Origin of the sequence: Alcaligenes sp. SJTW-7 (assembly GCF_047716895.1) — a bacterium.
Lineage (GTDB): Bacteria > Pseudomonadota > Gammaproteobacteria > Burkholderiales > Burkholderiaceae_B > Alcaligenes > Alcaligenes ammonioxydans.
Map to the genome: position 1 here is coordinate 1,947,653 of NZ_CP136682.1, position 24,597 is coordinate 1,972,249.

Sequence of the window (24,597 nt, forward strand, 5' to 3'; positions counted from 1 at the left end):
ATTTAGTCGACTTCATTGGCGAAAGCCTTTCTTCTTTGTTTTAGCCAAACCTTAAAATTCATGGATGCACGGACAGTCCGCTCCTGGCCGATTACAACCAAAGTATGGTGAGCAAAACCGCCCCTAAGCCGACACCTTGATGCATTTTTTGAGCGTCCGCCTCACAGCTGAAGCTGATGATCCTTGCTCCTTTTCCATGGAGGAGCTTTTGCCATACTTACGCTTGATCTTTCCCTATTATTCCTCCGCTCCTTACTTCGGAGCTCTCTTGAGACCATTGCGTGACTTCAAAATCTTTGGATTAGTATTGCAGCCACCCGTCTGGAGTTGCCGTCAAATGCTTCGGGGCCATCCGCTGCTTGTGGAGTCGGCACTTTAATTGGCTCGGCGCGAGCTTACATTAAGATGGTTCGTTTTTGACCTGACGCAAGGCGATTTGCAACACACGGACTCCTTCCTGAGCTGGCATTACCTCGCGAACACAGAGTTCTTCTCGATCAAGGTTGGAATTACCTTCATCGTCGGTAATGAAAATTACTTCCGAAAAACTGTCTAAGAAATTAGAAATGACCTCGGTGAACCGTGTTTCACTGTTGCCCTGAGAGTCGGCAACCGCATGAACTCCACAGTCTTTTGCCTGCCAAATTACATTGGCATCTATGGTTGCAACACCAACATGGGAGGCCCCAAATACCTCCACTTGCCGCGTAAGAATTTCGCGCCGTGCTTCAAAAGCCAGCTTCATTGAAAAGGATCGATCAAGGATCACCGCCATGGGCGTATCACTTGCACACCTCACGCCCTTGTGAGCAGTTCGAAACACAGGGCCTACCGCTCGTTTGACTAGATCAGACAGTACTGCAATCGCAGAAGGCTGCCCTGGCCTAAGATTACCAATCAGTTGGCAGCGACTCTTGACATCGGAACGGACCGCGCTCATCGCGTTACCAGGCTTCCCATAGTTGAGTAAAACGATGGTTGCCATCGGATGAGCATCTGCGTAATCTTCGATGACATGAACCCAGTTGGTCTTAGCCGGACGCAGATAATGCTTCACTTCTACAACTAGGTCGCATAAGTCACCTGCGGGCGTGGAGTGCCAGATGCTGAAGTCGGGTTGAACGTTTTGCGACCTCCCTTTTCCCTTTGGGTTGCTCAAAGGTGATCGTCGCTCTGAGAACAAGGTTCGCACTGGATTCGCCGTCAGGACACGCGCAACCTCGGTGCATCTAAATGGAAGAGTGATGACTCCCTTTTCATGTAACAACTCTTGCTCATGCTCACCGCAAGCATCAATGATCCTGGTGGCGATCCATGCAGAAAAGAACTCATGCCTGCGTTCCCAAAGAGGAAGATCGAGAAAGGTAGTGAAAGACTCGACGCTGACCTCGGTAACAAAGCTCCTGCGTTCCATTGAGTCAAAAAATGCTTCCATTTCGTTGCAGATCAGCGTCTGCTCAGCGTGTGAATCCACGATAGCGCTCGCGCAGGCTATTAATTGCAGCAGCCAATAATCTGTCTCGTTCGTGCATAGGCTATCAACAGCCAAGCCATCTTCCTTTGTCCTTGCGTAGTTCAGCTTTTGCGCGTTTTCGCGAGCCTTAAGTTGACCTGAAATTCCTATTTGATTTAACTGCAAGGTCGCACAGCGAATGATATTCCAGACATCTATCAACCAAGAATCACAAGATGCTCCTAGTGGAGAAATCTGAGAAATATCGAATGCATACTTATAGAAATACGCGAAGTTCTGCGCCGACTTCGGCAGGGACTGATAGTTTTCATCGAAGACCAGCCTGCGCGCACGCTGAGCACTCGGAGCCTTTCCCAAGTGCTCAATGAGTTTCCAGCAATTATCGAAGGAGATAGCCGGGAGCTCCACCATAGCTGTGCATTTTTCCAGTTTTCTCAACGATTCCCGGAAATGTTTCAGCTCCTGAATATCTCCGCCATCCCATGCTAACTTCCACCCATGCGGCCCCTTCTTTGCATCCGCCTGCTCGAACCATCTTAGGATGTCCTTGAGCATATCAACGTATGGCGTGGCTGATTGGAAAAATGCTCGGATGAACTCTTCCAAAGATATCGATTGCAACATTTTATCTAATGTTGAATCTTGATCTTGTCCCTGACTCGCTCTTAAAGCATAACAGAGCAACTCTACCAGATCATCATCTCTCCCTGGTATTTCAAGCCCCCTTTTGCAAAGCATGTCCCATGCTTGAGTTGCGGTTGTCGCAACCTGGACGGCTGGAGAATCCATTGTCATTTTTATCCTTCCCGTTCTAGCCACTCATACGTTTTTACTGGTGTGGCGACTTATATTTTTTTAAAATTATTGACCATCTCGTATCACAGCTTTACATCAGTGTCTTCGGCATTAAGCAAAACTGGGGAATGCTTGGTCAGCTAATGGTTCGGTCATGCATCCGCAGGTTTTCTGAGGTCTGGCAGGTTTATCCGTTAAATCTGAGGCAGCCGTTCAGTTCGGGATACAGAAGGGGCGCTTCTGGCCGAAAACAATCATTGAGAAACAACTCGGTCACTCATGGTCCCCCCAATAAAACTCCCAGTTGGGATGCCCACGATCCAATGGATCAGGGACTTCTGGCGCGGCCAGTTTATTCAGAGTTTTATTATTACTAGAGCTTATTAATAATAGAAAAAAATCAATCACGAGCATTAGCCCGATCCACATCATCCTTGCAAAAAATATACTTCCATGACTTGCTAGTTTCAAAGCATATTTCATATACCTTAACCCTCCTCACACTCGGTATTACTTAGCGATTCCCAAGAAAACAGCAAGGCACCGTTCAATTTCCACCAGTGTATCAGCACTAATAGATCCAAAGGCTTGGCCAATCTTATCTCGTTTAACGGTCAATGCCTTATCGATCATGATTTGTGATGGTTTTTGTAGACCATTTTCTGGGTCTGGCTGAATGCTAATGCGCAATAAGGGCGCATTCACAATTGTGCTGGTCACTGGAAGTACTGTGACCGAGGAATGGGCAGCGAACAAATCCGCCTGGATCACTAACGCAGGACGAGGCTTTCCAAAATCCCCCTGCATTGCAACAGTAACTAGATCCCCACGCCTCATTCTGTCCAACCATCCAGGTCAGCCAGAGCCTCATCCATAAAATGTTCTGTATCCACGTCAGCCTTATCTGCCTTGGCTACCCGCAGCGCCTGACGACGGCATTCCGCCGCAAAATCAGGCCGACGTGTATCAGGCACCCAAAGCTGCACTGGGCGCAATCCTGCTTGCCGGAGCGAATCTCGGTGCTTCTGCACTCTCGCGTTTACATTTGCCATCTTGATCTCCATAACTATGCACTTATAGTACGGCCATCATCCGTTACATGCAACATGCCTCGGTAGTAGTTCTGCAACGCCAAGACAAGGCCCCTTGAGTTCGTGATCGATAGCCCAGCGTCACCCGCTCAGGCCGAAACAGCCATCAATTGCATCACCCCATCAACGGGGCTTGCTTCGTGCCTGGTGGTTCCGCTCTTGCATCACCTGCATCACTTCCTCATGGGTGTACAACCTGGCATTGGGATCACTGACTTCACCCAGAGCTTCTTCAACCTCGCGGGCCATCTGCTCGTATTCCTCCGGCCATAGCACCTGCTCCATACGCAGCGACGCCTGCCCCAGCAAGTGCAGCAGGCCGAACAGCCGCATGTCGTTGGTCGCGACGATATGCTCCCGAATCCGCTCCTGTATTGCTACGCTGGCTTGGTGTGCCGCAGGCGTGGCCGTCCCTTCGTAGTCGGTCGGGAATTCCGTTTCCTCAGCAATCCGTGCCCAAATGCTGGCCAGGGCCTCAATGTTGGATGTACTCATTTCAATCCATATAGGCTTTAAAAAACTGCAGTTTCAAGAGCACGAGATCTCACGCAGTGACTAGTTTAACTATCTTCAGCCTCAAATTCGGCCAATGCTTTGACGACAAATGTAGTGTATTGTGCAATACAAATTCATACATTAAGACCACCATGAACAAGAAAACGGTACCGACCCATCAAACATATACCGAGCTGCAACAAGCCTACGATCATTTCAATCGCGCCCTATACGACGGTAGGTTGCCTAACTGCCTGATTACCTTGCAACGCGAGAAACGCTCAATGGGCTATTTCTCAAGCCAGCGATTTGTAGATGCTCAAGGCACCTATACAGACGAAATAGCGATGAACCCGGCCTACTTTGCTGTCGTGCCCTTGATCGAAACCATGCAGACTTTGGTGCATGAAATGTGCCATCTCTGGCAATTCCATTTCGGCAAGCCTGGGCGTGGCAGGTATCACAATGAAGAGTGGGCCTCGAAGATGGAAGCGATTGGACTGATGCCCTCTTCGACTGGCCAACCTGGTGGCGCTCGCACTGGCCAACTCATGGCTGATTATGCGATTGAGGATGGCAAATTTGTGAAAGCATGCGCCGATCTGCTCACCCAGTCATTTTGTCTGACCTGGTACGATCGCTTCTCACATGCCGACGCACCTCGTAGCGCCGCTGAGCGCTTGGACATCTCAGTAGGAGGTGGAGCTCCTCCATACATCGCACTTCCAGCACTCACTCAAGCTTTGGCATCCAGTGCCACCTCCACAAGCAACGCCGCCCAGGGCGACGAGAGTATGCCAGTAAAACCCACCGGCAATTCAAACCGATGGAAGTACGTCTGCCCATGCGGCACAAGCGTCTGGGGTAAACCAAAGTTGAAGATTATCTGCGGATCCTGTGAAAGCCCATTCACATCGCCGGACGCAGCTCGACTAAGCACCAACAGCGAATCGGCCTAGAATTGATTTAAAGGCTTGTCAAGTCGAAACCCTTGGTTATGTGCCCAAGGGTTTGAACAGACACACACTTCATGCGGCCCTACAGTGGCCACATGGACCCATTCGACACTCCTACTCCACTATCACAGGCAGCTGCCAGCCACATTGCGCCTCCTCCATCCACGCGAGAGACAGAACTTATCTGGGTAGGCACAGAAGGCCAGCTCATCAATGCGGGCTGGTTCATTGTCGCTATCCTGTTCTGCTGGACAGTCATTCCTGTCCTGTGGGCGATCTACCGATACCTTAAGGTTGCCAATCATCGCTATGAACTGACGAACCAACGCCTACTGGAGTACAGCGGGATCCTCGTCAAACGTGTCGAAACCCTGGAGTTATACCGGGTAAAAGACATCGCCGTTTCCGGCACCCTCTTTCAAGCCCTGTTCGGCCGTGGCCGTGTCGTTTTGCAAACCACTGACGCCTCGACGCCGACCGTGCACATCAGCGCGATCGCTAGCCCTCAGCACGTCTCCCAACTTATTCGTGACGCGGTCGAACAATGCCGTGTCGCCCGAGGCGTTCGCGCCTTTGATTACTGAAAACCAGGATTCTTCCGAACAATGCTTACCTCAACCTATTCCCATTCTTCTTTGCTGATTCGCCTGGCAGCCAGTGCAAGCCTTAGCCTGGGACTGGCCACAGCGTCCTGGGCTCAAGGCGTACCGTCTGACGTGCAAGCAGCTATTGAGGAACACACTCAAGGTTCTGTCCCCATCGATAGCATCTCAACCACGCCTATTGCCGGCATCTACCAGGTCACCAGTGGCAACGAGATTTTCTACAGCGACTCGACCGGGCGGTACGCATTTGTCGGCGGCGCCCTCATGGACATGAAAGACCGCCGCGATGTGACCGCACCAGCCCTTGAAAAGCTCAACACAATCCCATGGGAATCACTACCGCTGAGTCAAGCCATTGTGCAAGTCCATGGCAACGGACAACGCAAGATGGCCGTCTTTGAGGATCCGCTCTGCCCCATCTGCCGCGTGTTCACAAAATTCGTCGATCAACTGGAAAACGTAACGGTCTATCGATTTGTCTTTCCCGTTATTGACCCGCAATCAGCCCCCATTGCCCGTAAAGCTTGGTGTTCAACAGACCGAAACACCGCTTGGAACATGGTCATGAATGGTCGAAATATTGATGGCCGTGAGGACTGCGACATTTCTGGTCTGGTGGAGATTTTAAAGTTTGGAGAAGCAAACAATATCGCTAACACACCTACAGTTATATTGGGCAACGGAAAGCGGTTAGTTGGCGCAACACCTCCCGAGCAATTTATTGCAGAATTAGATGCTTCAGAGTTATCAAAAAACTAAGGGAAGATAAAGATGAAGTTTAATAAATTAGCCAGCATCGCATTTTCATTCTCGCTAGTAATTTCTAACCTAGCACAGGCACAAGGCACTAACAGCCAAAGCAATCTTCCGCCTGGGCTTAAGTGGGAGCCGATGACGGTGGTCGGTTTTAATACAGGATCTATGGAGCTTCCTCACGCTTCTCGTGCGGAAATGAGTCTTGCTAGAAATATTTGGGAAAAGGAAATTAAATCAACTGGATCTGGCTTAACGCCCGGATCGAAAATGGCGTCTTTCATCTTAATAAAACCGTATTCAGTAAACGGGAGCCAATTCGTTTTTTCAATCTTTAGCTCCGGTTTTTCTAATGGCTGCATTCCTCCCGCCAACGGTCGTGGAATTGAAGATATGTATTCCGTCTGCCCGATGCGCGTGACTCAAATGAATAGCAGCAAGTCCGTATCGAAGGATTTTCCTGAATACTGCCATCTCTATCCTGAGCCAGCTGATAAACCGGGAGAAATCAATCAATCTCAAATTGCTTTCGACCGAAACACGATGACTGCTTATTTTCGCATTATCCAACATGGCAAGCACGTGAAATCGTGCGATAGAACCCTACGAATCCAATAAAAGGCAAAATAGTGATACGCAAGCGATCGATCTCAGGGTGGCTTTTATATACAGCCTCAGCGGTAGCATTCGCAGCAGCACTTCTTACGGCAGCACAAGTGGCGGATGCTGTCCGCAACTCACCCAACGCCAGCCCATGGCTCAAGGCAAATGCGGATGCCGTAGGCCGGTTGGCCATGTTTGAATCGAGTGGGCAGCTTGACATCTATAACGGGTCTTGTTGTACAGGCATCCTGCAGATGAACAAAACCAATATCCGTGAATATGCAAAAACAACCCCTGATGATTTTGCAACTTGGGACTTGCAACGCCAAGTCGATGCTTGGACAAAACTGACCACTGATGCCATGCAAGCACGGGCTCCCAAGACTCTTGCGGGACTGGGAACGTTCGATGGCCGAGAAGTCGATGGTGATATGGTACTGGCATGCGTCCAGCTCGGAATCGGGAATTGCCAGAAAATGATCAACTCAGGCAGTTGTAACGGCTTTGCGGATATCAATGGGACGACCATCTGCAAAATGGCTGACCGTATACGAAATGGCCCGCCTACGGGTAATAACGGCGATCCAGTAGACGACATCGTTCGACCAAACCCTGATCAAGGTGGCACCTACCGACCACCCGTCGATCCGTGTATCCGTGAAGGTGAAGCCTGCCTGCCTTTAACCGAAAGCCTGGAGCAAGGATTTGCATCTGGATCTGGCGTCAGCATGGGCAATTTAAGAGCGATCATTTTTGCGATATCAACTGCTTTTGTTACCCTTATCTTGATGTCGTTTATTACGGCGCTTTTTCGAAACTACTCAACTGGTTCAATCGAAAAGGTTGAGCTTGTAAGTGGCGTACAGAAAACCATCATGATCGGAATGTCATTCATTGTTGTGATGTCGTTGTTCTAACTCACGAAAAAAAGTTAGCCAGGCCGCTGGTGCCTGGCCAACATCCACGTTAGAAAGGCCACCTCTCAGTTTCGCCGGTTGAGAGATAATAAAGAGGAACGCATGAGAAAAGAATTTAATTCCATCACCGAAATAAAAAATGAAATTGCTCGACTACAACGTGATGCCGATAAATTGAAACAGAAAACAAGATCTAAAGTAATCAGCGATATTCTTCGCTCGATGAAGGAGCACGACCTAACACCTGAAGATATTGCCCAGGCGTTTCACAAAAACCCGTTAAAGACGAAAGCAGTATCGAAAATCAGGTATCAGCACCCAGATGGTCATACGTGGACTGGTAGAGGACGCACGCCGACATGGATCAAGCAAATTGAATCGGAAGGCCGTTCCCGTGAAGACTTTGTTGTGGATAATGACTGAAATCACTTTTTAAAGATAAATATCCCCAGGAATCAAGGAGGCAGTTTGGCTAAAGCACCGGTACAGCGTTCATCGGCACAGAGCCCGAGCGGGTTCGGCGATAAACCTCTTCAGCCTGCCCAACCACGATCTTGTATACGTCGACTTGGGTAGGCAATCCCTCTCCTTCTCAGCAGCGCTGCGGCAGTTAAGTCTTGGCAAAGCATTCAGTCCGTAAGGTTCACGAACAGTCGGCCCTGGCCACGCAACTAGCGATTACAAGTGCACCGAAGATTTCTATCCGCTTTACCATTTGAACCCAATTGGGTTTCATACTAACGCGCCCTTGCTTGTAGTAATTTCTAATAGCGGAAGCTAATATACAGGTACCACGTAACAAAGCGTAATGATTCTTAGGATAAGACATCGCTGGAATTTCCGTGGAGGAAACGCAAGAGCTCAATGCGGATATACCTTCTAGCCTGACTGCCAAATTGGTGAGCGTTACTAGAAGCAGTCTCACCGACAAAGGGCATTGGCAAACTACTTCACACAGCGATACAGCATATAGACAGGGGGGCGATCATGAATACTGCACAGCGATCCACTTTAATCGTTCATGGCCGCCTAGCCATGCAGGAGCATAGACTAGCGGCGAGTCGTCATAATCGCCACGGCCTCCAGATCATGTCCTTTGAGCAGGCCGCCGTCCGGCTGGCGGGCGGCTTCACCCGCCCTATCGACGATGAGAGCCTGCGCGCGGCCATCCAGGCCGCCTTGCCCGCCACGCCGATGGGGGAGCTGGAGAACATCAAGGCTCTCCCTGGCATGATCGATGCGGTGGCCGACACGCTCCATAAAGCCTGGCGTGCGGGCATCGATCTTACCGTACGCGCGACCGATCATCCGCGTCTCGCCGCTATGGCACAGATTGAAGCGGCCGTCCTCGACCAGCTTCCGCCCGGCATGATGCGGCCTCTCGACATCGTCGCCGCCGCAACCGCACGTATTGGTCATGCCCCGGCACTCCTCGGCCCATTGGAGATCGTCGGCCTCACCGAACTTTCGCCCTGTTGGCGGTCGCTGCTCCAGGCGCTCACTGCCCATATCCCCGTGCGATGGACGGCCGGCCCGAGGAGCGTTCCCGCATGGCTGGACGGCACCGGCGTCACGGTCGCGCGCGCACCGGCGCATGCGCCGGGAATCAGTGCAGCCAGCGCGGCGACGGCCTATCACGAGGCCATTGAGGCGATGCGCTGGGCGCGCAGCCTGCTCGCCTCGGGTATCCCGGCTTCGGAAATCGCCATCGCGACCGCTTCGCCCGCCGACTATGACGATCATTTCCTGGCCCTGCGCGCCGACGCCAACATCGACCTTCACTTCATCCATGGCATCCGCACCGTCGCCACTCGCGAGGGCCAGGCGGCTGCGGCGCTGGCCGACATCGTAGTTCGCGGTCTGTCGCAGTCGCGGCTGCGCCGCCTCGCGGCGCTCTGCCGGGACAGCGGGCCTTTCGAGACCCTGCCCGAAGGCTGGTTGCGGGTGCTGCCGACCGATGCGCCGCTCTCGACACTAGGCGCCTGGAATCGCCTGCTGGCCCGGCTGACGCCGGAAGACTGGCCCGACGGCGCCGACCACGTTGCGGCGCTGCGCACGGCGGTCGAGACCCTTGTGAAAGGATCGGCGGCCGCCAGCGAGATCGGAGAAGCCTTCCTCAAGGGCCGCGCGCTGGCGATCTGGCGCAAGGCTCTGCTCGCCGGCCCCGCCGCCTCGATCGACGCCACACTGGAAACCCTGAAGCAGGACGACGGTCTGGAAGCGTGCGTCTGCGTCGCCTGGATGCCGGCCAGCGCGCTCGCGGCATCGCCCCGCCGCTTCGTGCGGCTCCTCGGGCTTAATTCCTCGCGCTGGCCGCGCGGGATCGCCGAGGACCGGCTGATCCCGGGCCATATCATCCCGACCCAGGTGCTCGACCCGCTGCCGGTCAACCTCGCCGACCGCCGCGACTTCGAGACAATCCTCGCCACGACGGCCGACACCGTCGTTCTGTCGCGCGCCCGGCGCGACAGCGACGGGCGTCTCCTGGGTCGCAGCCCTCTGCTCGCCGGGCGTGACGACGAAACCTATCTGCGCCGCAACGCGACACCGGCGCACGCCTTCAGCGAAACAGACCGCCTCATGGCCCGGCCCCAAGAGTTCGCAGCCGATCCGCAAGCGCTCGGTGCGCAGGGCTGCTGGCGCGACTGGCGGCAGGCCGATATTACTCCCCACGACGGGCTCGTGCGAGCAGATCATCCGCTCGTTCTCGCCATCCTCGGCCGCACCCAGTCGGCCAGCTCGCTGCGCCGCCTGCTGCGCAATCCGCTGAGTTTCGTGTGGGTCTACGCGTTCGGATGGAGTGAACCGCAGAGCAGCACCGAACCGCTCGTGCTCGATGCGCTCGGGATCGGCGATCTCGTTCACTTGGTTCTCGACCGCGCCTTGCGCAACCTTGAAACCGGAGGCGGTCTTGCCTCCGCCGACGCCGAGGCCATCGAAGCAGCGGTGGCGCGGGCCGTACAAGCCGTCGCCGCCGATTGGGAAAGCGAGCGTCCAGTTCCGCCGGCCGTCATCTGGAGCCGCACGCTCGACGACGCCCGCGTGATGGCGGGTCGCGCCTTGTCCTATGGTGATGATGTCCTGCCGGGCGCACGCTCCTACGGAGAGGTTCCCTTCGGCGGCTTGGAGCCGAAATCCGACGCGGAAACGCCTTGGGATGCGAGCGAGCCAGTCGCGATTCCCGACACGGGCTTCAACATCGCCGGCTATATCGACCGGCTCGACATCTCGGGCGACGGCAAGCGCGCCCTCGTGCGGGACTATAAGACCGGACGGCCGCCGCGCGGCGACATCCGCCTCAATGGTGGACGAGAGCTTCAGCGCTGTCTCTATGCCTTCGCGGTGAAGGCGCTCCTCGGAGACGATGTCGCCATCAGCGCCTCGCTGCTCTATCCGCGCGAGCCTGTCAATCTCCAGCTCGACGATCCCGAGGCCGTGCTCGAGGAGATCACAGGCTATCTGCGCGCGGCACGGTCGAGTCTTGCCGGAGGCGCGGCCCTGCCTGGCCCGGATAGCGGTGGCGACTATGACGATCTCGCTTTCGCCCTGCCGGCCAACGCCAGCGCCACCTATTGCAAACGCAAAATGCCGGCCGTCACGGAGCGGCTTGGTGAAGTCGCTCAGGTCTGGGAGGCGGAATGATGAGCAGCATGTCCAAGGTGTTGAAGGACGACGGCGCGCGCCGCGATGCAATCAGCCTCCATGATCGCTCGATCCTGGTCGAGGCCGGCGCGGGCTCAGGCAAGACCGCCGTCATGGCCGGACGCATCGCCGCCATGCTGGCCGAAGGCGTCGCGCCGCGCTCCATCGCCGCCGTCACCTTCACCGAACTCGCCGCGAGCGAGCTGCTATTACGTGTCCGCGAATTCATTGCCGATCTCTCAGCCGGCACGATCGCGACCGAGCTGCGTGTGGCGCTGCCCGATGGGCTATCCCAGACCCATCGCGACAATCTCGCCGCCGCCAGCGCCGCGATCGACGAAATCACCTGCTCGACCATCCACGGCTTCTGCCAGCGCCTGATCAAGCCCTATCCGGCGGAGGCCGACATCGATCCCGGCGCCGGCGTTATGGATCGCAATCAGGCCGACCTCACCTTCCTTGAGATTGTCGATGGCTGGCTGCGCGAACGCCTGTCCGGCGGTCAGGGCGGTATCCTGGCCGAGCTGGTGCTGCATAGCCCCGGCGAGACCGTGGCGCTCATCCATAAGATCGCCGAGAATATACGCCGTCGCCCCACGCTCACGGCCCCGCCCGTCTCTCCACTTGGCGGCCACCTCATGGCGTTCCGGCAGGCCACGGCGGATTTCGCGAACTTCATGGATGGCACGGCGGCGGCCGAGCCGGAAACGGTGACGATCGTCGAGCGGCTGGCTGAAATGGCGACTGCCGTGGCGAACGGTCCCGATCCCGCGACGCCCGCAGGCCTCGTTCGGCTCCTGATCGCGCGGCCCCACCCGGATCTTTGCACCAAGACCGGCGCTTTCGCCTCCTACCGCAAGAAGGGCAAATGGGCCGCCACGGCCAAACAGACCGGTCTCTCCAAGGTCGATGGCGACCGGCTGAACGACGCCGCCGAGACCCACTACACCGCCTGTTGCGACGCTTGGGTCGCGTTGGCGCAGGCCGTCGCCGGCCATGCCCTAGCCGCGCTGATCGACGAAGCGCGGCCGATCCTGCAACGCTATCGCGACCACAAGCGCGCCAGCGCCCAGCTCGATTTCGACGATCTGATTTTCGCCGCGCGCGACTTGCTGCGCGACCACGACGCCGTGCGCCAGGCGCTGGGACAGCGTTTCGCCCATATCCTCGTCGACGAGTTTCAGGACACCGATCCCCTGCAAACCGAAATCTTCTGGCGGCTGTGTGGCGAACCGGTAGATGGCGATGACGATTGGACCCGCTTCCAAATCCGGCCGGGCGCGCTCTTCCTGGTCGGCGACCCGAAGCAGGCGATCTATCGCTTCCGGGGCGCCGACGTCGGCGCCTATGTTCAGGCGCGCGACGCCTTCCGCGCCCAGGACCCCGACAGCCTTCTGTCGATCTCCACCAACTTCCGCTCCTGCGCCTCGATCCTCACCTTCGTCAACGAGCGCTTCGAGGCTGCTCTCTCGGCCGATGGCCAGCCGGGCTTCACCGCTCTCGACTCATTCCATGACGATCGGGGCGGCCTGTGCGTGGCGGCTCTCGACATCGCCGTGGCCGACGAAAACAGCAAGGCCAGCGCTGAACAGCAGCGCGATGCTGAAGCCGACGCCATCGCCGAGCTGTGCGCCCGGCTGATCGAAGGCCACCCCATCATCGACCGTCGCAGCGGCGCCGAGCGCCCCTGCCAGCCGGGCGACATCGCCTTGCTGGCGCCAACCGGCGCGGAGCTGTGGCGCTATGAGGAAGCCCTGGAACGCCGCGGCATCCCCGTGGCGACACAAGCCGGCAAGGGGCTGTTCCGCCGCCAGGAGGTGCAGGATCTGATCGCGCTGACCCGCGTTCTGGCCGACCGCCGCGACACGCTGGCGCTCGGCGCGCTGCTGCGCGGGCCTCTGGTCGGACTCACCGAAGAAGACCTACTGGACATGATCTGGGGGCTTCCGCGCTCGGAGGAACAGCCAGATCGGATTCCGCGTCTGGATCTCAGCATCGATCCCGCCGTCATCGCGCACCCGCTCGCGCGCGACGTCATCGAGCGGCTGCAATCGCTCTCCCGGCGCGGCAACAGCACGACCCCGCACGAGCTGCTCTCGCAGGCCGTGGATGTGTTGCGCGTCCGCCCGCTCCTCCTCGAGCGCCATCGCGGCCATGCCGAACGTGCGCTTGCCAATATCGATCTCTATCTCAGCCTGTCGACCGGCTACGCCGTGCGCGGTTTGCGCGCCTTCGCCGAGGCGATGACAGCGGCGTGGTCCGACGAGGCCCGCGCCGTCGAGGGACGGCCCGACGCCCAGGAGGAAGCGGTCGCGCTCTTCACCATGCACGCGGCCAAGGGACTAGAATGGCCGATCGTCATTCCGGTAAACACCATGACCGGCGTCATGGCGCCCGAGAGCGCCGTGATCGACCGCCAGGCCGAGACCTTCTATTGCCCGGTCCTGGGCGTCGTACCCGAGGGCTACGAAACCGCGCGCCAGGCGGAGAAGGAGGAACTGGACCGCGAACGCATCCGGCTCTGGTATGTCGCGGCCACTCGCGCCCGCGAACTCCTCGTCTTGCCCCGGCTCGACGCCACGCCGTCGAAATCGGCCTGGATCGGTCTCGTCGATCTGTCGCTCGCCGACCTGCCCAGCCTGGACGTCTCTCACCTGCCTGCTGGTCTCGCCGCCGCAGGCGCGGGCGCGGGCAACACCCAAACGCGCGCGAGCTTCGCCGCCGAAGCCGAAGCCATCGCGGCCGCGCAGACGCGGTTGACTTGGCTCGCGCCCAGCCGTGACGAAAACGCCGCCGGGACCGTGATGCGAGAAGAAGAGGCGGCCCTCTGGACAGGATCGGGCGACGACCAGCCTCCCGAGCTGGATGCCGTCGCCCCGGTGCAGGGCGGCCGCGAACGCGGGCTGATCCTCCACAAGCTCATGGAAGAGGTGCTGACCGGCGAAACCCAGGAGGAGGAAGCCGCCCTGACCGAACGGGCTGACCACCTCATCCGCGCCCTCGGCCAGTCTCCGGTCGCCGACCCAGCGACGGGGCTGTCGGCGCAGGAATTGGCGGCCTGTGTGGCCCGGGCCCTGGCTCTGCCTGACATCGCGTCCCTGCGGCCGGGCCTTCTCGCCGAATTTCCCGTCTATTCCGCACAGGCGGCCGATGGCGTGGAAACCGCAACGGCCGGGATCGCTGATGCCCTGACCCTGACGGCCGAGGGCCGCCCCGCCGTCGTTGTGGACTGGAAAAGCGATGTGACGCCAGCGCCGGGAACGCTCGATCATTATCGCGCGCAGGTGCGTGCCTATCTCGACATGACCGGCGCCGGGCGCGGCCTGATCGTACTGATGACCCCAGGCACCATCATTCCCGTCCTGCCGACGAAACCGACCGAGAGCGAGGCGGCCTGAGCCCATGTCATCTCTTGCCTGGATCGATTTCGATGAAGCCGAGCGGCATCGCGCGCAGCGCATCATGGCGCTCTTTCAGGAGCGCGAGACCCGCGACGAACTGGGGCTAGGGGCGATCCGGGATTCCATCGCCGATCACCTCTTTCCGGGCACGAGCACGATCCAGACGCGCCTGCGATACATGCTGTTCATTCCCTGGATCTATCGGGCGCTGGAAAAGCGCGAAGTCCCTGAAGCGCAGCTCCGCACCGAGGCGCGCGACACCGAAATCCGCCTTGCCGACGCCCTGAAAGCCGGCGGTGAGTCCAACGGCATCATCGGCCGGGATGCAGGACCACGGCTCCAGCGGTTGCCGAGTTCCGTCTATTGGGTTGGCCTGGGCGCGTGGGGCATCCGCGTCTTTCCGGGCTCGCTCGACAGTCTGTTCGTCGCCTTGCGGGGCCGTGGCCGGTCGCGCGGCGCATCCAGCGGCGAAGACGCTCTGGCCGGCGACCAGACGCCCGTCGTATGGAATCCAGCCTTGCCCCAGATGCCCGGCGACCTGCTTGAGCACGCCGTCTTCCGCCTGACCACCTACGAGGCGCAATTCCTCATCGACCGCCTGATCGCCAGCCAGCCCACCGCACTGCTCACGATGCTGGCGCGCGAAGGCATCGACGCGGACTGCGACTACATCTGGACGCACCCCAATCTGTCGGCATTTCCATCCGCAGCGCGCCGCCTCGTCCAGCATGGGGAAATCTTCTCCCATGTGATGCACGGCGCCGCGCTGCTCTATAACCTCGCGCTCAGCGAGCTGCGCCAGCGTGACGACTGGATCGAGGACTATCGCGCTCGGCTTGAAACCTGGAGCGACGAACTCGATCCCGGCGCCGTCCGCGCGTGGTCGCTCGATGATTTCTGGAATGTCGTGGAGCATCCGGCGCACGCCGTCCGACCGGCCGCAAAGCGGTTCGTGAATGAGTGGCGCGATCTGGTTCTGGCCGGGACGGAGCAGGTAATCTCGGCTCCCGCAGCGCGGCGGCTCGTCGAGGAGCGCGAACGCAGGCTCAAGACCAGCCAGTCCCGCTACGCCAATCACGCAGTCCGTGACCGCTGGACCGGCGCATCGGGCGCAGACCGCCTCAGCTTCCGCTGGGCGCAGGCCAAATCCCACCTGCGGGATCTAGCCCATGCTGAATAGACGCAGCCTCGATCCCGAACAGCGAACGCTCTACGGCGCCAATCTTCAGCCGCCGGCGGGCTATGTCTTCGACGCGGCGGTCGCGACGACCTTCTCACTCGACTTCGAGACCGCGCTCGCCGTACCGGTCAGTCTGGCGCTCTTCGCCGCAGAGAACCGCAACGACATTCTCTCTCATCCTCTGGCGCTGCTGGAAGGCGCCGAGCGCATCGCTGGCCGCCTCGTCGTCTTCACAGACGCTGGCCATATCCAGGCGAGCGCCCGGCCACATTCCCGCCTTTGTTCGCTGCTCGAACGCATCATCGTCGAGGTCGCCGCCCCTCAAGGCGGGGCCTTCCACCCCAAGATGTGGGCGCTGCGCTTCAAGCCGCTGCAACCCGAAGACCCTGCCCGCATGCGGCTGCTCATTCTCTCCAGAAACCTGACGCGCGATCGCTCATGGGACATCGCTGCCACCCTCGATGGCGTGATCACCAGGCAGCCCAAAGCCGCCAACCGCCCGGTCGCCGACTTCCTTCGCCAGCTTCCCGACCTCGCGACCGTCGGCGTTCCCGACGGAACGAAGACGCTTGTCGATGACCTGGCCGAAGACATGCGCCGCGCCGAATGGAGCCTGCCCGAACCGTTCCAGAGCGTCTCCTTCGCCGTCAATGGGCTCGGCGGAAAGCCATGGCGCCCGGAACCCTGCGTTCGGCTGGGCGTAGTCTCGCCGTTCTGCGACGATCAAACCTTGTCGATGCTCGCCGGTCTGGCCAGCGCCGAAAAACCCATCTTCATCGGGCGATCCGACGAACTTGCCCAGGTACCCGGCGCCACACTCGATGGCTTTGCCCGCGTGGCCGTGCTCGACGAAATGGCGGCCACAGAAGATGGCGAGGAAGACGCAGCGGCCCAGCAAGGGCTCCATGCCAAGGCGTTCATCGCCGAACGCGGCTGGGACACAACGATCACGGTCGGGTCGGGAAACGCCACGCGGCCGGCGCTGCTGACCGGCAACAATGTCGAGATATTCACCACCTTGACCGGGAAACGATCGCGGGTTGGCAGCGTCGAGGAGATCCTTGGCGACAAGGGGTTTGGCCGGCTGACGCGCCCGTTCGTCCGCAACGAGACGGGAGCCGCCGATGCCAAGCAACGAGCCGCCGAGGCTCGTTTGGATCAGGCCCGGCGCGAGATCTGCCGCAGCGGCCCCACGCTGCGTTGCGAGCGCGGTGAGCTCGCCGCCGATGGCGCGACGGTCTGGCGGGTCTTGCTGATCCCATCCGAACCGCTAACCCTTGCCGGACTCGGTGCGCTGCGAGTTTGGCCAATCACGCGGGGCGAAGGACATGCGCGCGATGTGCTTGAGCCGCTCCGACAGGGACAGCCCGCCGACCTTGGTGTAATGTCCTTGGTCGATCTTACCCGGTTTCTCGCCTGTCACCTGACGGACGAAACGGAAGGCATCTCGATCCTGTTCAGCACCGGGCTCAAGATGGTGGGGCTGCCCGCAGAGCGCCACGCCGCCATCCTTCGCTGGGTGATCAACAGCAAGGACACCTTCTTCCGCTACCTCCGGCTACTCCTCTCCGAACTGGGCGATTCCTTCGCCGCTGCCCTCGCGACGCAGGATGGTTCAGGTCAGGGCGCCTGGCGCGCGTCAAGCGACGACGCACCCATCCTTGAGGAGATGGTTCGGGCCTTCTGCCGGGGTGGGGGTCAACTTCGCGCCATCGAACGGCTGATCGCACGTCTGGAAACCGGCGAAGGCGACGATACCGATCCGATTCCGGCCGAGTTCCGCGCACTCTGGAACACATTCCGAATTGCACTCGCCACGCAGGATGCCGCGCATGCCGAATGAACGGTTTCGCGCCGACACAGCGCTCGCCCCCCTCAAAGTCTTTCAGCGACGCACCGTCGACTACGTCTTTGATCGGCTCTATGGCCAGGACGATCCTGTCCGCCAGTTCCTGGTCGCCGACGAAGTCGGCCTCGGCAAGACGATGGTGGCGCGGGGAGTCATCGCCCGCATGATCGAACACCTGTGGGACAACACTAAGCGGATCGACATCCTCTACATCTGCTCGAACCAGGCAATCGCCGCCCAGAACCTCAACCGGCTGAACGTCCTCGGGCGTCGTGAGTTGGCCCTGCCGAGCCGCATGACGCTCGTTCCCCTGCAATTACGTGACCAGGCGGGCCTCGACGCCAACAGGGTGAACTTCATCAGCCTGACGCCGGGCACGACCTTCGATCTACGCTCCGCGACGGGCATAACGCAGGAACGCGCCTTGCTGTTCCATCTCCTGCACGATCTCGTTACGCGCCCTCGCGGCCTGCGCAACCTGTTGCAGGTCACCGCCGGCGTCGAGGGTTGGAACCGCGCTGTGGACAACCTCACCCTCGAAGGCGTCGACAAGCGCATCATCGAGCGTTTCCGCCGCGACTTGCAGGCGGATCGCTACCTCTTCGAGGAACTCGAACGGATTTGCGAACTCTTTCCGCGCCGCCGGGACACCTATCCCACCGAAATGACACAGCCCCGCAACAGCCTGGTCGCCCGGCTCCGCACCAAGCTGTCCCACGCCTGCGTGGATGCGCTGCAACCCGACCTCATCATCATGGACGAGTTCCAGCGGTTTCGGGATCTGCTGCATGGCGATAGCGACGCGGCGATCCTCGCGCGCGAACTGTTCGACTACTCGGGAGGCGACGGGCATGCCGCCCGCACCTTGCTATTGTCCGCCACACCCTACCGGATGTTAACGCTCGCCGGCGACGAGCCCGACGAAGGCGACCACTATCAGGACTTTCTCGAAACCCTGAGTTTCCTCTACGGCCGGGAAAAGGGACCGGAGGTGGCAGCCACACTGGCGCGTGAAATGCGCTCCTTCCGCGGCCTCTTGCATGCCCTGCCACAGTCACATGCTTCAGCGGTCGAGACTCGCCAGACCATCGAACGGCGCCTGCGCCGTGTGATCGCTCGAACCGAGCGGGTCGCATCCACGGTCGAGCGCGACTCTATGATGAGCGAGCCTCCCATTGCGGTCTCGATCGCGCCCGCCGACCTCGCGCAGGCATCCACCGTTTCTCAGGTGGCGCGCACGCTCGATGCGCCGGAGATAATCGAATACTGGAAGTCTTCGCCGTATCTGCTTAACTTCATGCGCCACTACAGTCTGAAGCGACTACTGAGAGACCAGATCGACGCGCCCTCGGCCGAGCTCCGCACAGCAATCCAGGCGGCTCGACCGGCTATGCTCGATCACGACGCCATCGACACCTATGCGCCGCTGGACCCGGCCAACGGTCGCATGCGTGCGATCATGGACGACATCTTCGGCCAGCATCTGGAACAGAACCTCTGGATACCCGCCGCCATGCCCTATTACGGGGAAGAGCGAGCCGGGGCGCCGCTGACCAAGGCGCTGATATTTTCGTCCTGGTCCATGGTGCCCGATGCGATCGCAGCCCTGCTGTCCTACGAAGCCGAACGGCGCATGGGCGTCGGTGAATCCGGCCGACGCTATTTCGAGCAGCATCGCCTGCGTCCCTTGCAGTTCAGGCAGGATCACGGCCGGCTCGCGGGTCTGCGCGCACTGCTGCTGATCTATCCCTCGCCGGTGCTGGCCGAGCTGGCCGATCCGCTAGTGGTGTTCAGCGAGACGGGAGACGCCTTATCGTTGGAGGGAATGCGCTCGGCTGTGGCCAACCGCCTCAAGCCCGCTCTCGGTGCTTTAGAGGAAGGCGCAGTATCGCATCAGGACGCACACAGCACCGAGTGGGCTGCCCCAGCCGTGGTCGATGATCTGCTGGGCGCGCGATCCCGTGCCTGGTTAGAAGCGCCCCATGGCATGTACGCCCTATCGAGCGAAGACGCCTTCCACGACCATGTCGCCGAGCTGGTGACAGCGGTGAAGACGCACGACATCGGCGTTTTGTCCGACGATCTTTCGGACCTGCTGGTTGACGTCGCGCTCGGCAGTCCGGCCGTCTGCGCGCTTCGCGCCCTCAAGCGGATCGCGCCCGAGCTGGCGTGGGATGACCCGCGCTTGCTAAGCGCAGCGGCTAAAGTCGCCTGGTCGTTCAGGGCGCTGTTCAATCAGCATGACGCGGTCGCCTTGCTGCGACGGGATACCGACGATCACTACTGGCGCCGCGTGCTGACCTATTGCGCCCAGCACAACCTACAGGCCGTCCTGGACGAATACGCACATTACCTCGTCGATGCCGAAGGTCTCGGGGCCCGCCCAGCCGAGGATCGCGCAATCGGTGTTGCCCACACCATGGCTCAGGCCCTGGCCATCCGCCCGTCGCAGATCGACGTCGATGACGTAAGGGTCGATGGAGAGTCCCTCGCCATCAGGAAGTTCCAAATGCGCGGACGCTTCGCCATGCGGCTCGCCGACTACAAGGACGAAGACGGCACCGTCGCGCGGCTCGGAGGCGTGCGCGACGCCTTCAACTCACCGTTCCGGCCATTCGTTCTCGCCACCACGTCAGTCGGCCAGGAAGGGCTGGACTTCCATCCCTATTGCTATCGCGTCTATCACTGGAACTTACCGAGCAATCCGGTGGACCTCGAGCAGCGCGAAGGCCGCGTCCACCGCTTCAAGGGCCATGCAGTGCGCCTCAACCTAGCTGAACGGCAGGCCGCAGTCGTTCGGAACCATGGGCATGCTCCTAACGACCCGTGGAAGCTGATGTTCGAACGCGCGCGATCCGAGGCCGTAGTCGACACTGATCTCATCCCTTACTGGATCTACGAGGGTTCCGTGCGCGTCGAACGGCGCGTGCCAATACTTCCATTTAGCAAAGAAGTTAAGCAGCTCGCTTGGCTTAAGCGTAGTCTAACGATATATCGCCTTGCATTCGGGCAACCAAGGCAAGATGAGTTACTAGAATACCTTCATACACTCATATTAAATGGCTTGAACACTATGGATCTTGAAGATCTTCAAATTCAGCTTGTACCTTCACCTATTTAGTGCGCCCAAAAAATATGTAATGTGTCGAAGTTATATCGCTACTTACGCCAAACCTAGCTTAAATAGCTATTGGAATTCCCCAAAAAGTTGGAGAAAAATCCAACTTTTTGGGGCAATGTAAAAGACCTATTAATATTACTTTTAAAGTTAAGTATTTCCCAGCAACTGCTTAGCCAACTGCACTTCGATACTGTCACCGGCATCATTCAGAACATCCAAGCCACAATCAGGCATATCCCCTGACGTTGACTGCGTAACAGCGATCTTTTTGGCCATCAACCTCAAACACTCAACCTGGCTGGATCCCGAGTAGCCCAAGAACACGACCTTGACTGGATGCTTCTGGCCAATCCGCCATGACCGCCTGGCCGCCTGCATTAACGTGTAGACGTTAAAGCCAGACTGCATGAACACAATCGTAGGGAACTCCAGCAGATCCAGGCCAGTCTTGACCAGCTCTGGATTGGTGACAAGGACGTCAATACCCCGCTCCACCTGGTCAGCAACCCAGTCTTCGCGTCGAGCTGCGTCAACAGAAGCACGCAACACAGCAACTTTGAAGCCGTTCATCTCAAGGTGGCTTTTGAGCCGAGCGGTGGTGTCACGTGTACCCGAGTAAATCGAGTACACCAGCACCTTTCTTCCTTGGGCCTTCTCCTGTTTGCACAGATCCAAGAGCTGTTGCTCTTTGGGGGTAAGCTCTGACTCCTGAAAAACAGGTCCTTGCGAAAACAAGACTGCCTTACTTCGAGGGTGCCGGACGGTTTCTGGGCAAAAGCAGCACTCTGGCCAAGCCAGTAGCGTATTCATCACAACCCCAAGCAAGCTATTGTCCTTTTGGGCCAACGCCTTCTTGAGCTCGTACACCAGGTGCTTTGCCATGCGCTGATAGGCCTCATCCTGCGCCTGGCTCATTGGTACGTTAATGAAGTGCTCGTCATAGTCAGGCAAGACGTTCTGGCCAATGTCGCGCAACTTCAAGAAAACGGTGATCGGCACTACATACCGCATAATGCCAACCGGACCAAAGCCAGGAGCTTTACTGGTCCGTACCGTCATCTGCTTACCTTTAGCAGTGCGATGCGATGGGCCAGTGCTTTCTTTGTACACGTCTTTGAGCACGCCATGCTCACGCATGAACGCCATAGCTGCGCTTCCCATTGACCCATTACGAGCAGGTTTGAAGCCATCTTGAATCATCTGTGTCGGATTTATTCTCCACAAAAGATGAAACAAGTCATCGGCATAGCCCCCCATCAGTGTCCCAGTGAGCAGCAGTGTTTTTTGGCATTGGCTGGCCAGCACGCCCATGGCCTGGCCTTGGGCTGAGCCCTCATTTTTGTATTCATGGCCTTCATCTACAACCAAAAGACCGAAATACCCACGAGGCAAGTAGCGTTTGATGAACTCAGTGGCTTGATAGCCCCCCTCCCCTATACTGAACTCAAAGGACGCGAGGGATCGCTCCATACGCATGGCCTGCCGATCGGAGAAAACAAGCTCTCCAGACTCATCCATAAGGTTGAGAAACTCATAGACGTTATCGTCGAGCATTCCCCCAAGCAGATCCTCTCCAAAAATCGAGAGCAATTTGCGAGCGGTTTTATCTCCGATCGTCGGCATTTGCTTCAAGGCACCCAACACCAGATCGTACATGGAGTCGATACGCTTACCTGCACGAATCAACGTCCAAAGCGTGCTATCGCAGTGGCTGCATTTGCAGCGTCTATCAGCAAGCATGAGTGCGGCCGCCTCAACGGAGAGCGGCATCATTTCACCATTCGCATTCTCACGTTCGATGGGTTTCATGCAATCAGGGCAGCAAGCAAACCTAAACCGTTGACCATCTTGCAATACCTGGCGAGTCAAAAATGCCGGTTTCCAGTGAAACCCCATGCGCATACGCACACGCCCAAGCACAAAGAACTCTGGCTTGCTGGTTTTCAAACCGAGGGCATTTCGTAGCGCCAACAGTTTGCGTAGCGTATCTGGCCCATTCAGAATCCAAACCTTGGCGCCAGGCACGGTGGCCAGAATCTCACGTCGCCACTTATAGACCAGGTGAGGCGGCGAAACGATCAGGGTACGTGGATGTGTACTCTGCATTAAAGCCGCAACACATATGGCCATCATGGTTTTGCCCGTGCCCATATCCGCATTGAGTACCGCTGCCGGTTCATTGTGATCCATCAACAGTTTCACAACAGCGTGTACAGCATGGGCCTGTGCTTCAAATGGCTGACGAGTCAGATTGTCCAGAACGTGTTGCCGCGCACGCCAAACGGGAGTTTGAGTGTCCAGGTCCGGATCGTAAATAGGCGGGTTCTGGCGACGGACTTGCTCCAACAAGCCCTCACCAAACTGATCAATAAAATTGGCCAGAGGCATATGCAGCTCATCGGCATCTTGCTCTGGGGTATCTAGCTGGGGATGTATAGCGCCCATACTGGCTCTCCACAAAAGGGATACGGGGAGCCAGCGGGGCTGCTCCCCGCATGGGTTAGAAAAAAATGTAGAAAAGGCTGGATCCGGAAATCAGCCAATCAGCTTAGAAAAACTACAACTGCAAACGTAGGCGCCCTACCCTGACCCCATCAGAGATGAAATCAAGAAAATGCTCACTTAGGCTCACCCGAACTGCCTTGACAGGGCCAAGCGTGGGATACAGATCGCTGCCCATTATCTGCACAGCTTGCTTATCACGGCACCACGCCAAAACCTCTGCACGCCAATGGTCCAGAAGGGCCACCGGCGACAAGCTTTTGATCAGTTGCCAGGCACGATCATCAAGATCATGCTCCTGAGCCTCGTTAAGGCTGGCCAGGTCGCTCTCTGCTGAGTAGTGAAGAGCCCAACCGATTCGATTCGCACGGTCTGGCTCCTGTAGATTCTTGTCAAATACCCACAGTTGCCCCAGAGGACCAAACAGGTTTTGCTTAGGCAACCTGCCGGTGTGTTTGCCTAAGCGATCCACACCACCAACCTCCACTAAGTGGCGTTGGCCATCATCGCCGCGCAAGTGAAAGCGTTGTATACCGCCTTCCTTATTGCCCAACTGCATCGCAGCCATGAATTGCATCAGCGATCCATCGCGTCCATACAGCGAAACGAACAAAAAGCGACCGTCCGACTCTCGGATGCAGGCATCTGCCCAGACTTCAGAAAACTCCTCTACTTGGTACATCACCGAGCTCCATAGTTATGCGACTGGCCCCTTCCTCGCAAAAAGGAGGAAGAGGCCAGGCCGCGCCGTTTAGAGAGATGGTCAAGCCGAGCGCACGGCAAATGAGCCGTCAGCTTGATGGGTGATGTCTCGATTCCCCACGTTGTTCCAGGAGTCGCGTTCGACCTCAGTGAACATATTTGCTGGCACAGTGATTTTGAGCCGGTGCAACACCGCTTTAAAATGCTCCAGGCTCAAACCAAATGGGTTGGACTCATAAAGATTGCTATACAGATACTGATCATCGAACCCGGTCACATCCGGATCCACAAAATCCACCTGCTTTTCGATGACCAAAAAATAATGCCCCAAAGCCCTATCCCAACCTAACAGCACGGTAACGGGATGATCTTTATAGGTGGTTTCAAAGTAATGACGACTCATGACAAACTCCAGAAAATGAGTCGCAACGCCCCATAAGGGCCGCAGCGACCCCATGGGTTCAGGTTAAAAACGCCCAAAAGCGGGCTAAACAAACAAGAAATGACTCAA

Annotated in this window: 18 protein-coding genes; 11 read left to right on the forward strand and 7 right to left on the reverse strand. The window is 58.0% G+C overall.

Features of this window, described 5'->3' with window-relative positions; translation table 11 throughout:
• Nucleotides 1–400: 400 nt before the first annotated feature.
• The 4 genes from RSQ48_RS08795 to RSQ48_RS08810 all read right to left on the reverse strand — a co-directional run bounded on the left by RSQ48_RS08795 (nt 401) and on the right by RSQ48_RS08810 (nt 3,855).
• Nucleotides 401–2,269, reverse strand: a complete 1,869-nt coding sequence (locus tag RSQ48_RS08795; RefSeq protein WP_415301683.1) for a hypothetical protein — start codon at nt 2,267–2,269, stop codon at nt 401–403.
• A 510-nt stretch (nt 2,270–2,779) separates the two neighbouring features.
• Nucleotides 2,780–3,106, reverse strand: a complete 327-nt coding sequence (locus RSQ48_RS08800) for a type II toxin-antitoxin system PemK/MazF family toxin (protein ID WP_321216509.1) — start codon at nt 3,104–3,106, stop codon at nt 2,780–2,782.
• Nucleotides 3,103–3,255, reverse strand: a complete 153-nt coding sequence (locus tag RSQ48_RS08805) for an antitoxin MazE-like protein (RefSeq protein WP_234354429.1) — start codon at nt 3,253–3,255, stop codon at nt 3,103–3,105. Before RSQ48_RS08805 ends, RSQ48_RS08800 begins: the two co-directional genes overlap by 4 nt.
• Before the next feature lie 228 nt (nt 3,256–3,483).
• Nucleotides 3,484–3,855, reverse strand: a complete 372-nt coding sequence (locus RSQ48_RS08810; RefSeq protein WP_094196741.1) for a hypothetical protein — start codon at nt 3,853–3,855, stop codon at nt 3,484–3,486.
• Between the two features lie 152 nt (nt 3,856–4,007).
• Here RSQ48_RS08810 and RSQ48_RS08815 point away from each other — a divergent pair, with 152 nt between their 5' ends.
• The 11 genes from RSQ48_RS08815 to RSQ48_RS08865 all read left to right on the forward strand — a co-directional run bounded on the left by RSQ48_RS08815 (nt 4,008) and on the right by RSQ48_RS08865 (nt 20,882).
• Nucleotides 4,008–4,814 carry a SprT-like domain-containing protein gene (locus RSQ48_RS08815; RefSeq protein ID WP_094196742.1) on the forward strand — a complete coding sequence of 269 codons (807 nt, stop codon included), beginning with the start codon at nt 4,008–4,010 and terminating at the stop codon, nt 4,812–4,814.
• A gap of 71 nt (nt 4,815–4,885) precedes the next feature.
• A complete protein-coding gene (locus tag RSQ48_RS08820) occupies nt 4,886–5,395 on the forward strand; it encodes a PH domain-containing protein (protein ID WP_094196743.1) in 510 nt (169 codons plus the stop codon).
• Between the two features lie 21 nt (nt 5,396–5,416).
• Nucleotides 5,417–6,175: a DsbC family protein gene (locus RSQ48_RS08825; protein ID WP_094196744.1), complete on the forward strand. Its 759-nt coding sequence runs from the start codon at nt 5,417–5,419 to the stop codon at nt 6,173–6,175.
• A gap of 12 nt (nt 6,176–6,187) precedes the next feature.
• Nucleotides 6,188–6,787, forward strand: coding sequence for a hypothetical protein (locus tag RSQ48_RS08830; RefSeq protein WP_159063924.1), 600 nt, complete (start codon nt 6,188–6,190; stop codon nt 6,785–6,787).
• An 11-nt stretch (nt 6,788–6,798) separates the two neighbouring features.
• On the forward strand, nt 6,799–7,689 hold the full coding sequence (locus RSQ48_RS08835; protein ID WP_234354299.1) for a hypothetical protein: 891 nt from the start codon (nt 6,799–6,801) through the stop codon (nt 7,687–7,689).
• A gap of 102 nt (nt 7,690–7,791) precedes the next feature.
• Nucleotides 7,792–8,112 (forward strand): H-NS family nucleoid-associated regulatory protein, encoded by a 321-nt coding sequence (locus RSQ48_RS08840; protein WP_094196747.1) that lies wholly within the window; start codon nt 7,792–7,794, stop codon nt 8,110–8,112.
• Nucleotides 8,113–8,676: 564 nt separating this feature from the next.
• Entirely contained in the window at nt 8,677–11,331 is a 2,655-nt protein-coding gene (locus RSQ48_RS08845) for a PD-(D/E)XK nuclease family protein (protein ID WP_199827814.1), read from the forward strand.
• Nucleotides 11,328–14,729, forward strand: coding sequence for a UvrD-helicase domain-containing protein (locus RSQ48_RS08850; RefSeq protein ID WP_415301684.1), 3,402 nt, complete (start codon nt 11,328–11,330; stop codon nt 14,727–14,729). Before RSQ48_RS08845 ends, RSQ48_RS08850 begins: the two co-directional genes overlap by 4 nt.
• Nucleotides 14,730–14,733: 4 nt before the next feature.
• Nucleotides 14,734–15,912 (forward strand): DUF6361 family protein, encoded by a 1,179-nt coding sequence (locus RSQ48_RS08855; protein ID WP_415301685.1) that lies wholly within the window; start codon nt 14,734–14,736, stop codon nt 15,910–15,912.
• Nucleotides 15,902–17,755: a phospholipase D family protein gene (locus tag RSQ48_RS08860; protein ID WP_415301686.1), complete on the forward strand. Its 1,854-nt coding sequence runs from the start codon at nt 15,902–15,904 to the stop codon at nt 17,753–17,755. The genes RSQ48_RS08855 and RSQ48_RS08860 overlap by 11 nt, the downstream gene beginning before the upstream one ends.
• Nucleotides 17,745–20,882 carry a helicase-related protein gene (locus RSQ48_RS08865; protein WP_094196751.1) on the forward strand — a complete coding sequence of 1,046 codons (3,138 nt, stop codon included), beginning with the start codon at nt 17,745–17,747 and terminating at the stop codon, nt 20,880–20,882. Before RSQ48_RS08860 ends, RSQ48_RS08865 begins: the two co-directional genes overlap by 11 nt.
• Before the next feature lie 147 nt (nt 20,883–21,029).
• On the opposite strand, the gene RSQ48_RS08870 is transcribed toward RSQ48_RS08865, so the two are convergent.
• From RSQ48_RS08870 to RSQ48_RS08880, 3 genes are all read right to left on the reverse strand, one after another.
• Nucleotides 21,030–23,327, reverse strand: coding sequence for an SNF2-related protein (locus RSQ48_RS08870; RefSeq protein ID WP_415301687.1), 2,298 nt, complete (start codon nt 23,325–23,327; stop codon nt 21,030–21,032).
• Nucleotides 23,328–23,439: 112 nt separating this feature from the next.
• On the reverse strand, nt 23,440–24,066 hold the full coding sequence (locus RSQ48_RS08875; protein ID WP_094196753.1) for a hypothetical protein: 627 nt from the start codon (nt 24,064–24,066) through the stop codon (nt 23,440–23,442).
• Nucleotides 24,067–24,147: 81 nt separating this feature from the next.
• On the reverse strand, nt 24,148–24,489 hold the full coding sequence (locus tag RSQ48_RS08880) for a hypothetical protein (protein ID WP_094196754.1): 342 nt from the start codon (nt 24,487–24,489) through the stop codon (nt 24,148–24,150).
• Nucleotides 24,490–24,597 lie beyond the last annotated feature (108 nt).